Source organism: Pseudomonas sp. 8 R 14 (assembly GCF_900005955.1).
Classification (GTDB): Bacteria; Pseudomonadota; Gammaproteobacteria; order Pseudomonadales; family Pseudomonadaceae; genus Aquipseudomonas; species Aquipseudomonas marginalis.
In genome coordinates, this window is the sequence record NZ_CVTH01000075.1 from 1 (window position 1) to 12331 (window position 12331).

Sequence of the window (12331 nt, forward strand, 5' to 3'; positions counted from 1 at the left end):
TCTAAAGATCGATCTGATTCCCCACGCCACCCGATTCCCTTCCTGCGGCGGCTGCCAAAAACCTTGTTCAACCACTCATGAGTATTGCGAGCGAACCGTTCGTGATCTGCCCATTCTCGGTCGCGCGGTGCGCCTCAGCATTTTGCTCAGGCGTGTTGGCTGCCGCGACTGTGGAAAACGCATGGAGGCCGTCAGTTGGCTGGATCGCTATGCCCGCATGACGCGCCGCTTGGCCGAGGCGGTCATTCAGGCCTGCGAGCGCCTTCCCACCCTGCACGTGGCCCAGATGTTTGGACTGCATTGGGACACTGTTCGGTTGCTGGAGCGTCGAGCCTTGCAGGCGGTGTTGAGTGAGTTGCCGAAGGCGCAACCACGACGCCTGATCATGGACGAGTTCGCGTTATTCAAAGGTCATCGTTACGCCAGCGTTGTGCTGGATGCCGATACACGACGAGTGCTGTGGATCGGTGAAGGCCGTAGCCGAGCGGCAGTCAGGCCGTTCTTCGAGGAGCTGGGGCCGGAGGGCTGCGCTCGAATCGAAGCGGTGGCGATGGACATGAATACTGCTTTTGATCTGGAGGTTCGCCAGCATTGCCCGAAAGCGCGAGTGGTCTACGACCTTTTCCATGTGGTGGCCAAATATGGCCGAGAGGTGATTGATCGGGTCCGCGTCGACGAAGCTAATCGGCTGCGTCATAACAAGCCGGCTCGCAAGGTCATCAAGCAGGCACGATGGCTGTTGCTGCGTAACCCACAGAACCTGAAAACGCCGGAACAACAGGTCCATTTGCAGGATTTATTGGAGGCCAACCAATCGCTGATGACAGTTTATTTGATGAAGGCTGAACTCAAAACGCTCTGGACACCGAGCACTGCCTGGACCTGGAGATCGGCCTGGAAGCAATGGCTGCGCCATGCATATGAAAGTGAAATACCGGCTCTGATCCAGTTTGCCAAACGGCTAAAGGGTTATTGGCGGGGCATCGTCAGTCGGGTTCGCTGGCCGATGCACACCGGTCAGTTGGAAGGAATAAACAATCGAATAAAGGTCATCAAACGGATGGCGTACGGTTACCGGGATAGCGAATTCTTCTTCATGAAGATCAAGAGCGTCTTTCCCGGTAATCCGTGATGAACCAAAAAAAAGGGCGACCGAAGTCGCCCAAAATGCCTTGCGTGCTCATGTAACCCGGAAAGACCTAAGGTTTTTTACGCTTGTTCGCGTCTTTCCAGATAAAAAATCCAAACCCTACAAAAAACAGCACCATGAGGCTTACAGTCAGCACTCCGGCGAATACCACATTATCGATAAACATGACCGGCCTCCTGCACTTGCCTTGTTGCGATAGGGCTAAGTTAATGGAGAAGGCGGATTGAAAAATTGACGGGGATCAATGTCGCCCGCGACGGGGCGTAAAGAAGGGTAATAACTGACCTGCATCAATAGATGCAGGCCGTTTTAACGCTTTTTGGGTTTGTTCTTTGATTTTTTCTTGGCTTTGCCTAAAGGCATCGCCTGTTCAAACGCCTGGCGCACTTCATTCAGGCGCTTGTCATTCAGGTCATGCACGCGCTTGGCACGTTCGGCGTTCAGGTCGATCAGCTTGTCGTCATCACTCATGGCTTGGCTTACGTCGTGGCGAGTAAGGCTCAATAATGCGGACTCCTGCGCCCGACGGCAAATCAACCGGCGACAAAAGGCCGACCGACGCCCAAAATCGGCACTTTCCAACCACTCAAGGAGGCCCATTCAGGTGGCACTGCATAAGGATCTTCCGCCGCTGCTGGCCCTGCGCGCCTTTGAAGCCGTGGCCCGGCACTTGAGCTTTATCAAGGCAGCGCGGGAATTGTCGGTAACCCAGAGTGCCCTGAGCCATCAGGTACAAAAGCTCGAACAGCACCTGGGTAAATCGCTGTTTATCCGACGCACCCGCGCGATTGATCTGACCGCAGACGGCCAGCAGTATTACACTGAAATCCGCCCAGCTCTTGACGCCATCGCCGTCGCAACCCGCGCCCAACGGCTGGTACCCAGCGCCACGGTGTTACGTGTCGGCCTGCTGGCGTCTTTCGCCACCCTGTGGTTGGCGCCGCGCCTGGCCGGTTTTCTCAACCGCTATCCGCATATTCAGGTGGAGTTGCTGCCGGCGATTCAACTGGCCAACGTCGCCGCTGCTGAAGTCGACCTGGCTATTCGCTACGGCAAAGGCGATTGGCCCGACGTGCAGGCCACGCGACTGATGCCGGAGGTGATCTCACCGGTGTGCAGCCCGGCATTCAAGGCCAGCCAAGTGCACAACGCTGCGCTGTTGATGGCCACTTCGCACCGGCCTTTTGAGTGGACGGACTGGTCTGGGCATTATCAAGTCGACCTCAAGCACCACCCGCGCGTCATGCTCCACGACTACAACATCGTGGTCGAAGCCGCAGTGGCCGGCCAGGGCATTGCCATGGGCCGTCATCGCTTGATCCAACGCAGGCTGGATGATGGCAGCCTGGTAGAAGCCTTCGATTGGCCGCCCTATCACAGTGAAATAGGCTACTGGTTGATTGCAGCGCAAGGCCCTGCCAGCGACGCCGCGCGGTGTTTCAGCGAGTGGTTGAAGGACATCTGCCGCGACACGTGAGTTATTTCGATACGTCGAATGAGATCTATCCGTTTGTCGACACTCCCCCCTGCCCCACATGCTGAAACCTCCTGACCCCAGAGGATTCACCATGAGCGACTCCCTCCGCCACCGCGTGCAAGCCCTCGGCCTGACGCTGCCATCACCCAGCCAGCCGATTGCCAACTACATCAACCATGTGGTCAGCCAGAACCAGCTGTTTATCTCTGGGCAAATCCCGCTGATAGACGGCAAGCCTGCCTACGTGGGCCGCCTGGGCGAATCCCTCAGCGAGAAAGAAGGTGTCCAGGCCGCGGAACTGGCTGCACTGGGCTTGCTCGCGCAATTGAGCGACGCCCTGGGCGATGACCTGTCGCGCCTGGTGCGCATCCTGCGCCTGGGGGTGTTTATCGCCAGCAGCAGCGACTTCCAGCACCAGGGCGCCGTGGCCAATGGTGCGTCCAACCTGCTGGTGAATGCCCTCGGCGAAAAGGGCCGGCATGTGCGCACGGCAGTGGGTGTTTGCAGCCTGCCGGCCGGCGTGGCGGTGGAGGTTGACGGGATTTTCGAGTTGCAGCCGTGAGCCCGCTTGAGGTCCAACACCTGCGCGATGGCACTCCCGGCTGCCAGTCGGGCACCGTGCACTTCAACCCTGCCGGCGCCTCCTTGCCGAGCCAGGCGACCCTCGATGCCATCATCGGCCAACTGCAACGCGAAGCCCGCGACGGCCCGATGGAAGCCGGCGAACAGGGTGCCGTGCTGGTGGAGAAAGCTCGCCGCGCTGCCGCGCAGTTGCTCAACGCGCCCATCCCATCGATTGCCTTTGCCAGCAGCGGCTCGACCGCCTGGAGCATGGCGTTCCAGGCCTTGGGCCCGTGGCAGCCGGGCGACCGCATTCTGGTAGGACGCCACGAATGGGGCGGCAACCTGGCGAGCATGCAGTTGGCGGTGCAAGCCGGCGCGCGGGTGGACGTCATCCCCTGCGATGCCAACGGCGCGGTGTGCCCCGTGGCGTTGGAAGCCATGCTCGATTCAAGCGTAAAGCTCATCGACCTCACCTGGCTCCCCGCCAACGGCGGCCTGATCAACCCCGCCCAGGCCATCGGCGAAGTGGCCAGGCGTCATGCCATCGCCTACTTTATCGATGCCGGCCAAGCCGTCGGCCAGGTGCCGGTGGATGTGCAGGCGTTGCAGTGCGATGTGCTCAAGGCGGCCGGGCGCAAGCACCTGCGCGGGCCACGGGGGACGGCGCTGCTGTATGTGCGGCCGGATTTCCTCCCGAACTTGAACCCCGCCCAGCGCGACGTGTTTTCCGCCCCCTGGAGCGCCGACGGTTTCGACCTGCGCAACGACGCCCGGCGCTTTGAGACCAGCGAGGTGTCCTTTGCCCTGTTGGCAGGCCTGGGCAATGCACTGCAGGAGATGAATCAGCTGGGGATCGAGCGTGTGTGGGAAAAGGTCACGCACACCAGCAGGCGAATCCGCGAAGCATTGCGCGGGATTCCGGGTATTTCCCTGCATGACCTGGGCACGCTTCAATCGGGCTTGATCGCCTTCAACCTCGCCGGCTGGGACGCCTTCGAACTCAAACGGCAATTGGGATTGAAGCGGATCAACATCGGCGCCAACGGTGTGGCCTACACCCCGTTGGATATGCAGGCCCGGGGCCTGACCAGCATTGCGCGGATCTCCGTCAGCCCGCTCAACAACGATCACGACATCGAATTGCTGATGACCGCACTGCGGGAACTGCGGGGCTAAACCTCGACGTCCACCCACAAGCCCTGGCGCGGCGCGTCTTCGATCAGCGGCACAACCGGTACGGTGTTGTCGGCATTGAGCAGGTCGCCCGGGATCGCCAAGTGCTGATCCGGGTCCTCATCGGCTTCGCGCCGGCGTTTCTGCTGTTCCTGCTGGCGGCGTTGTTCCTCGCGCAGCAAAAAAGTCGACTGCTCGGCATCGCCCTTTTTCAGGTCGATGGTGCTTTCGTTGGAGCCCGCTTGCACAGGGACCACGGGCGGAATATCGGGTTTCTGGCGGACCGGGTCGAGTTGCGACGTAACCGGTACGACGCTGACGGGCAGCATAGGTGGAAGCATGATAGTTGTTCTCCTGTCAGCAGGCTGTCGGCGGGCCGCGCGACGACTTGAGCGCAGGTTCGCCAACCTGTGACCCAGTCGACACTCACAAGTGCCCTCCACCCGTCGATTGCGTGCTCACCCGGCCGCCCAAACGGAGTAGTTTTTGTCAGAGCCCTTGGGCGTGGGGCCTTGTTCCGTTAACATAGTCGGCTTTTTCACGGCGGGAGTCAGGCAGCATGGCGCAGCAGTATCAACCGGGGCAACGCTGGATTAGTGACAGCGAAGCAGAGCTGGGGTTAGGCACCGTTCTGGCACAGGACGGCCGCTTGTTGACCGTGCTCTATCCGGCCACTGGCGACACCCGCCAGTATGCGCTACGGAATGCGCCCCTCACCCGTGTGAGGTTCTCGCCGGGTGACTCCATCACCCATTTCGAAGGCTGGAAAATGACTGTGCAGGAAGTCGACGACGTCGACGGCCTACTGGTCTACCACGGCCTCAATGGGCAGAACGAGCAGGTCACCCTGCCGGAAACCCAGCTCTCCAACTTTATCCAGTTCCGCCTGGCCAGCGACCGTCTGTTCGCCGGGCAGATCGACCCGCTGGCCTGGTTCTCGCTGCGCTATCACACCCTTGAACACACCAGCCGCCAATTGCAATCCTCGCTGTGGGGCCTGGGTGGCGTGCGTGCGCAACCTATTGCCCACCAATTGCATATCGCCCGTGAAGTCGCTGACCGTATCGCACCACGGGTCTTGCTGGCGGACGAAGTGGGCCTGGGCAAGACCATCGAAGCGGGCCTGGTGATCCATCGCCAACTGCTGTCGGGCCGCGCCAACCGCGTACTGATCCTGGTACCGGAAAACCTGCAGCACCAGTGGCTGGTTGAAATGCGCCGCCGCTTCAACCTGCAAGTGGCGCTGTTCGATGAAGAACGCTTTATCGAAAGCGATGCCGCCAACCCGTTCGAAGACACCCAGCTGGCCCTGGTCGCGCTGGAGTGGCTGGTGGACGATGAGAAGGCCCAGGACGCACTGTTCGCCGCCGGCTGGGACCTGATGGTGGTCGACGAAGCCCACCACCTGGTCTGGCATGAAGACAAAGCCAGCCCGGAATACAGCCTGGTCGAACAACTGGCCGAGGTCATCCCGGGCGTGCTGCTGCTCACCGCCACTCCGGAACAGCTGGGCCAGGACAGCCACTTCGCGCGCCTGCGCCTGCTGGACCCGAACCGTTTCCACGACCTGCACGCCTTCCGTGCCGAAAGCGAGAACTATCGCCCGGTGGCCGAAGCCGTGCAGGAGCTGCTCGACAAGGGCCGCCTGTCGCCTGCCGCGCACAAGACTATCCAGGGTTTCCTCGGCAACGAAGGCGAAGCGCTGCTGACCGCCGTCAATGATGGCGACGCCGAAGCCAGTGCGCGCCTGGTGCGTGAACTGCTCGACCGCCACGGCACCGGCCGCGTGCTGTTCCGTAACACCCGTGCCGCCGTGCAGGGCTTCCCGGAGCGTAAGCTGCACGCCTACCCGCTGCCAAACCCGGACGAATACCTCGAGTTGCCCCTGGGCGAACACGCCGAACTGTACCCGGAAGTCAGCTTCCAGTCGCAACCGGACATCGACGAAGAAAACCGCTGGTGGCGCTTCGACCCGCGCGTCGAATGGCTGATCGACCAGTTGAAAATGCTCAAGCGCACCAAGGTCCTGGTGATCTGCGCCCACGCCGAAACCGCCATGGACCTGGAAGACGCCCTGCGCGTGCGCTCCGGCATCCCGGCCACGGTATTCCACGAGGGCATGAACATCCTCGAGCGTGACCGCGCCGCTGCTTACTTCGCCGATGAGGAATTCGGCGCCCAGGTGCTGATCTGCTCGGAAATCGGCAGTGAAGGCCGCAACTTCCAGTTCTCCCACCACCTGGTGCTGTTCGACCTGCCGTCCCACCCCGACCTGCTGGAACAGCGGATCGGCCGTCTGGACCGGATCGGCCAGAAGCATGTGATCGAACTGCACGTGCCCTACCTGGAAACCAGCCCGCAACAGCGCCTGTTCCAGTGGTACCACGAAGCCTTGAACGCGTTCCTCAACACCTGCCCGACAGGCAACGCCTTGCAGCATCAGTTCGGCCCGCGCCTGCTGCCGCTGCTGGAAAACGCCGACGACAGCGAGTGGCAAGCCCTGATCGACGAGGCCCGTGCCGAGCGCGAGCGCCTGGAGCAGGAACTGCACACCGGCCGCGACCGCCTGCTGGAACTCAACTCCGGCGGTGCCGGTGAAGGCGATGCGCTGGTGGAGGACATCCTCGAGCAAGACGACCAGTTCGCCCTGCCGATCTACATGGAAACCCTGTTCGACGCCTTTGGCATCGACAGCGAAGATCATTCGGAAAACGCGCTGATCCTCAAGCCCAGCGAGAAGATGCTTGACGCCAGCTTCCCCCTGGGCGACGACGAAGGTGTGACCATCACCTACGACCGTAACCAGGCGCTGTCCCGTGAAGACATGCAGTTCATCACCTGGGAACACCCGATGGTGCAGGGCGGCATGGACCTGGTGCTGTCCGGCTCCATGGGCAACACCGCCGTGGCGCTGATCAAGAACAAGGCGCTCAAGCCAGGCACCGTGTTGCTGGAACTGCTCTACGTCAGCGAAGTGGTCGCGCCGCGCGCACTGCAACTGGGCCGCTACCTGCCGCCGGCGGCGCTGCGCTGCCTGCTGGATGCCAATGGCAACGACCTGTCTGGCCGTGTCTCGTTCGAAACCTTGAACGACCAGCTGGAAAGCGTGCCACGGGCCAGCGCCAACAAGTTCGTGCAGGCCCAGCGCGATCAACTCACACCGCGGATCAACGCCGGTGAAGAGAAGATCACACCGCGTCATGCCGAACGTGTGGCCGAAGCCAAGCGTCGCCTGGCGGCAGACACCGACGAAGAACTGGCGCGCCTGACGGCCTTGCAAGCGGTCAACCCGACCGTCCGTGACAGCGAATTGGTTGCCCTGCGTAACCAACGCGAGCAAGGCCTGGCCATGCTCGACAAGGCGGCGCTGCGACTGGAAGCCATTCGGGTGTTGGTAGCGGGTTGATTACCGCCCTGCCCTGTTGAATAGAGGCCCGCGCAATGCGGGCCTTTTTTATTCACTTGAGAACAGCGTTGGCGTTGCGGGCCTCATCGGGGGCAAGCCCCCTCCCACAGTTGACCGCGTTGTCATGTCGGTCACCGATCAATGTGGGAGGGGGCTTGCTCCCGATGGAGTCACCGCAATTTCAAGCCGTCGCCGCCCCAGCCGGCACCTCAACAGCCACCAACCCCTCCTTCATCCGCTTGGCATCACGCACAAAACTGCGTGACGCCTGGAACAGGAACAACATGGTCAAGAACAACGCCACCGGAATCAGGTACATGGCGTCATGCAAGCCCACCGCCTTGTAAGCCTCGGTCATCTGCTCGGCCCCCGCCGCATACATCGCCGCATGGGCAAAGTGATCGGACAACCCGCCCACCACAATCGGCCCCATGCCTCCGCCCAGTAAGTACAAGCCGGCAAAGAACAACGCCATCGCCGTGGCCCGCAGGCGCGGCTCGACCACGTCCTGGATCGCCGTGTACACACAGGTGTAGAAGTTATACGCAAACAACCAGCCCACACTGAACAGCGCCACAAACACGCCGATCTCGATGCGCCCGACATGCAGGGCCCAGGCTGTAGTGACGGTGGAGATGATCAGGCTGCACGCCGCAAACAGCAGTCGGCCATTGGCAACACGTTGATGGATCTTGTCGGCAATCCAGCCCCCCAAGGTCAGGCCCACCAGGCCGGTCAACCCGACGATGACGCCGGTGGCGACCGCCGCGTCCTGCAATGGCATGAGGAAATAGCGTTGCAGCATCGGCACCAGGAACGAGTTGCACGCGTAGGTGGCGAAGTTGAAGCACAACCCGGCCAGCACCAGCCACAGGAAGGTCGGTACGGCAAGCACGCGGCGAATCGGGCGATCAACACGCTCCTGGGAGACTTGTACGGCTTCGGCGGCGCCGCGCTTGGGTTCCTTGATATAGAACATGAACACCGCAAGGATCAGCCCCGGCACGGCGGCGATAAAGAACGGCGCGCGCCAGCTGTCGAACGCCTTGACCATCCAGCCGATGGTGAAGAACGCCAGCAACAGGCCCAAGGGCAGGCCCAGCATGAAAATCCCCATTGCCCGGGCGCGACGGTGCGCCGGGAACAGGTCGCCAATCAGCGAGTTGGCAGCCGGCGCATAGCTGGCTTCACCGATACCGATGCCCATGCGCACCAGCAAAAACGTCCAGAAACTGCCAACCAGGCCGTTGACCGCTGTCAACCCGCTCCACGCGAACAGGCCCCAGCCCATCAGTTTGCTGCGCGAGCCGGTATCGGCCAGACGCCCCAGCGGCAGGCCGGCAATGGCATAAACGATGGTGAAGGCGGTGCCGATGATGCCGAGCTGGAAGTCGCTCAGGTGCCATTCCATGCGGATCGGTTCGATGATGATCGCCGGAATGGTGCGGTCGAAGAAGTTGAACAGGTTGGCGAGGAACAGCAGGAACAGAATGCGCCAGGCATTCGCCGCTTGGGTCGAGTTCTGCATGGGTCCGTCTCTTTTATTGTTATGAGAGCTGCGATGCCCGATGCATCCCGCCCGGTACCTGCAACATAGTCAGGCGAGCCGTGGTTGTCTGTAATGATTCGTAAAGCTGATAGGGCATGATTTCACCCGACAACACGGGACTTTGCCGACAAAAATATAAGTGCCTGCCCCCCTTCCCAACGGCCATGACCCGATTAGAATGGCGAGCCTTCCAGTAGTACCCCACTCTACTTTTCTTATCGATGACGCCCATGTCCGAAGCCAGTCCGTGTCTGAGTTGCGGTGCCTGCTGTTCACACTTTCGTGTGTCTTTCTTCTGGGGTGAGTGCGCCTCCTCGGGGGGGACGGTGCCTGATGACCTGGTGGTGCAGATCAACCCGACCCGCGTGGCAATGATCGGCACCGACCAGAAGCCCGCGCGCTGCTGCAGCCTTGAAGGCGAAGTCGGCAAAGGTACGAGCTGCTCGATTTATGAGCAGCGCTCAAGCCCCTGCCGAGAATTCGAAGCTTCATGGAGCCAGGGCGAGCAGAATGTCGATTGCGACGCTGCCCGTGCTGCGTTCGGCCTGCCGCCGTTACAAGCCCCGTTCGAGTTGGAATTGCCCATCAGTGCTTAGCACTAATTGCTATGCACGGCATGCCAAAATCATTCAGAGCAAAGTGCCATTATCGCTGGAAAATCCCGCCAGGCTTCTATACTCGACCTCATAGGTCATCGCCGTAGGCTGTGACGTGACGCTATGACGGGACATGCTATGGAATGGCTAGGTCTGCACTTTTTTACCGACCTCCCCGCAAACGGGCACTTATTACTCAATTGCAGTCATAACCCTTTTCTGGTGCTGCTGGCCTATCTGGTCGCCTGTGCGGCGGGTTTCGGCACCCTGGACATGGCCGAACGGGTTGGCCATGTCGAAGACCCTACCGCTCGCCGCCATTGGCGTTGGCTGGGTGCCGGTTGCCTGGCAGGTGGTATCTGGTCCACTCATTTCATCAGCATGCTGGCCTTCCAGGCCCCAATCGCGATTCACTACGACCTGCTCATGACGTTCGCCTCGCTGGTCATCGCCCTGATCGCCTCGTTGTTCGCCATGCAAACCCTAGGTCACACCAGACTGCGGTTTAACCAATACCTGCTGGCATCGCTGTGGATGGGCATCGGCATCGCCCTGATGCATTACGTCGGCATGTCGGCCATGCGTTCCCAGGCCCGGGCGTATTTCGAACCGGGGCTGCTCCTCGCCTCGGTGGGCATCGCCATTGGCGCCAGCCTGGCCGCATTGTTGCTGTCGAGCTACCTGCGCACCGGTGCCGGCGTCTTCCATCAACTGCTCAAATACGCCGCCAGCCTGATGTTGGGCGCAGGCATTATCAGCATGCACTTTACCGGCATGGCCGCCATGCAACTGATCGTCCCCACGGGGGCCGACCTCTCATTAGCGCTGGATAACAACCCCATCCAACTGGGCCTGTCGGTCGCCGTGATCACCCTGCTGGTGATCGGCAGCAGCATCAGCGCCGCGCTGGCGGATAAGAAGCTGCAGCACAAGGAGCGCGACCTGCGTCGGGTCAACGCGCTGCTCAGCGAACTGGACCAGGCCCGCGCCTCCCTGCAACAGGTGGCTCATTACGATGCGCTGACCGGCCTGCTTAATCGGCGCGGCTTCAATCAGATTTTCGCGGAAAAAATCGCCGAAAAAACGGCTTCAAACGGCATGATGGCGGTTATTTTCCTCGATATTGATCACTTCAAACGCATCAACGACAGCCTCGGCCATGACGCAGGGGATCAGTTGCTCAGTGTTCTCGCCAGCCATATCAAAGGCTCCGTGCGCAGCCATGCGGACGTGGTCGCACGGTTTGGCGGCGATGAGTTCTGCATCCTGATCAGCGTTCACCACCGCGACGAAGCGCGACACCTGGCCCAGCGCATCATGCAGAAGATGAAGGACCCGGTCGAACTCGCCGGCCGTCGTATGGTGATGACCACCAGCATCGGCATCAGCCTGTTTCCCGAGGATGGCCTGACCTGCGAAGAGCTGCTCAAAAACGCCGACCTGGCGCTGTACCAGTCCAAGGACATGGGACGCAATGGCCTGAACTTCTTCAGCTCCAACCTGAAGACCCGTGCCTTCCTCGAACTGCAATTGGAAGAAGAGCTACGCAGCGCCCTGCGCGCCCAGAACCAGTTAGTACTGTTCTACCAACCGATCTTTGACATGAAGCTGGGCAAAGTCACACGCCTGGAGGCCTTGGTGCGCTGGCAGCATCCGCAACACGGGCTGCTGACCCCAGACCGGTTTATCGGAATTGCCGAAAGCAACGGGCTGATCGCCGAACTCGACCACTGGGTCTTGCGCCAGGCCTGTCATGACTTGAGCCTGCTCTCCGACCGAGGCTATACCGAACTGACCATGACAGTGAATTGCTCGGCCCTGAACCTGGCCCGCGATGAGCTGGCGGATGAGATCGAAGATGCGCTGCGCTTCAGCGGGATCAGCGCCAACCGCCTGGAGCTGGAAGTGACCGAAAATGCCTTGATGGGCAATATCAGCAGCACCCTGGCCCTGCTGCGGCAAATCCGCGCGCTGGGCGTGTCGCTGGCCATCGACGACTTTGGCACCGGCTACTCCTCCCTCGCCTACCTCAAGCGCCTGCCGCTCAACACCCTGAAGATCGATCGCTCGTTTATCCAGGACATTCCCAAGTCGACCGCCGACATCGAGATCGTCCAGGCGATTATCGGCATGGCTCACACCCTGCACCTGCAGGTAGTGACCGAGGGAGTGGAAACCCAGGCTCAGTTCGAACTGCTGCTCAAACACGGCTGTGATTTCGTCCAGGGCTACCTGTTGAGCCCGGCGGTGGCCGCCAGTGAAATAATTGGCGCAATGCAAGATATCGACATACGCAATCCGCTCTACCCATTCAGCGTGGCGGGCACCAAGGACACTCGCCCGGCGAAAGAGTCCTCCCCAGGCCGCTCCGGATCGACCTCCATCGTCAGGCCAATTCGCTGACGTCGAATCTTTG

11 protein-coding genes are annotated in these 12331 nt (G+C 60.9%); 7 read left to right on the top strand and 4 right to left on the bottom strand.

Annotated features, from left to right (window positions below):
- Positions 1–16: 16 nt before the first annotated feature.
- Positions 17–1132 carry an ISL3 family transposase gene (locus BFQ01_RS18570; protein WP_256097652.1) on the top strand — a complete coding sequence of 372 codons (1116 nt, stop codon included), beginning with the start codon at positions 17–19 and terminating at the stop codon, positions 1130–1132.
- Between the two features lie 67 nt (positions 1133–1199).
- Here BFQ01_RS18570 and ccoM read toward each other — a convergent pair whose 3' ends face one another.
- Positions 1200–1316, bottom strand: coding sequence for a cytochrome c oxidase subunit CcoM (gene ccoM, locus BFQ01_RS33210; RefSeq protein WP_017530457.1), 117 nt, complete (start codon positions 1314–1316; stop codon positions 1200–1202).
- A gap of 143 nt (positions 1317–1459) precedes the next feature.
- Positions 1460–1654: a hypothetical protein gene (locus BFQ01_RS32385; RefSeq protein ID WP_131697188.1), complete on the bottom strand. Its 195-nt coding sequence runs from the start codon at positions 1652–1654 to the stop codon at positions 1460–1462.
- A 100-nt stretch (positions 1655–1754) separates the two neighbouring features.
- On the opposite strand from BFQ01_RS32385, the gene BFQ01_RS18575 reads away from it, so the two are divergent.
- The 3 genes from BFQ01_RS18575 to BFQ01_RS18585 all read left to right on the top strand — a co-directional run bounded on the left by BFQ01_RS18575 (position 1755) and on the right by BFQ01_RS18585 (position 4367).
- On the top strand, positions 1755–2627 hold the full coding sequence (locus BFQ01_RS18575) for a LysR substrate-binding domain-containing protein (RefSeq protein WP_065926409.1): 873 nt from the start codon (positions 1755–1757) through the stop codon (positions 2625–2627).
- 91 nt (positions 2628–2718) lie between these two features.
- A complete protein-coding gene (locus tag BFQ01_RS18580) occupies positions 2719–3189 on the top strand; it encodes a RidA family protein (RefSeq protein ID WP_065926410.1) in 471 nt (156 codons plus the stop codon).
- Positions 3186–4367 carry an aminotransferase class V-fold PLP-dependent enzyme gene (locus BFQ01_RS18585; protein WP_065926411.1) on the top strand — a complete coding sequence of 394 codons (1182 nt, stop codon included), beginning with the start codon at positions 3186–3188 and terminating at the stop codon, positions 4365–4367. Before BFQ01_RS18580 ends, BFQ01_RS18585 begins: the two co-directional genes overlap by 4 nt.
- On the opposite strand, the gene BFQ01_RS18590 is transcribed toward BFQ01_RS18585, so the two are convergent.
- Positions 4364–4705 carry an aspartate-semialdehyde dehydrogenase gene (locus BFQ01_RS18590; protein ID WP_065926412.1) on the bottom strand — a complete coding sequence of 114 codons (342 nt, stop codon included), beginning with the start codon at positions 4703–4705 and terminating at the stop codon, positions 4364–4366. The genes BFQ01_RS18585 and BFQ01_RS18590 overlap by 4 nt on opposite strands.
- A gap of 218 nt (positions 4706–4923) precedes the next feature.
- On the opposite strand from BFQ01_RS18590, the gene rapA reads away from it, so the two are divergent.
- Complete coding sequence (gene rapA / locus BFQ01_RS18595; protein WP_065926413.1) at positions 4924–7770, top strand: RNA polymerase-associated protein RapA; 2847 nt, start codon at positions 4924–4926, stop codon at positions 7768–7770.
- Between the two features lie 181 nt (positions 7771–7951).
- Here the strand turns inward: rapA and BFQ01_RS18600 are convergent, their stop codons facing one another.
- Entirely contained in the window at positions 7952–9298 is a 1347-nt protein-coding gene (locus BFQ01_RS18600) for a spinster family MFS transporter (protein WP_065926414.1), read from the bottom strand.
- Between the two features lie 251 nt (positions 9299–9549).
- On the opposite strand from BFQ01_RS18600, the gene BFQ01_RS18605 reads away from it, so the two are divergent.
- On the top strand, positions 9550–9915 hold the full coding sequence (locus BFQ01_RS18605) for a YkgJ family cysteine cluster protein (protein ID WP_027604417.1): 366 nt from the start codon (positions 9550–9552) through the stop codon (positions 9913–9915).
- Between the two features lie 138 nt (positions 9916–10053).
- The gene (locus tag BFQ01_RS18610; RefSeq protein ID WP_065926415.1) at positions 10054–12318 is read left to right on the top strand and encodes a putative bifunctional diguanylate cyclase/phosphodiesterase; all 2265 of its coding nucleotides are present in this window, start codon (positions 10054–10056) and stop codon (positions 12316–12318) included.
- Positions 12319–12331 lie beyond the last annotated feature (13 nt).

Bases quoted from the DNA above. Each gene is read 5' to 3' on its own strand.
- BFQ01_RS18600 (WP_065926414.1), bottom strand. From the start codon at position 9,298: ATGCAGAACTCGACCCAAGCGGCGAATGCCTGGCGCATTCTGTTCCTG.
- BFQ01_RS18605 (WP_027604417.1), top strand. From the start codon at position 9,550: ATGTCCGAAGCCAGTCCGTGTCTGAGTTGCGGTGCCTGCTGTTCACAC.
- ccoM (WP_017530457.1), bottom strand. From the start codon at position 1,316: ATGTTTATCGATAATGTGGTATTCGCCGGAGTGCTGACTGTAAGCCTC.
- rapA (WP_065926413.1), top strand. From the start codon at position 4,924: ATGGCGCAGCAGTATCAACCGGGGCAACGCTGGATTAGTGACAGCGAA.
- BFQ01_RS18590 (WP_065926412.1), bottom strand. From the start codon at position 4,705: ATGCTTCCACCTATGCTGCCCGTCAGCGTCGTACCGGTTACGTCGCAA.
- BFQ01_RS18610 (WP_065926415.1), top strand. From the start codon at position 10,054: ATGGAATGGCTAGGTCTGCACTTTTTTACCGACCTCCCCGCAAACGGG.
- BFQ01_RS18580 (WP_065926410.1), top strand. From the start codon at position 2,719: ATGAGCGACTCCCTCCGCCACCGCGTGCAAGCCCTCGGCCTGACGCTG.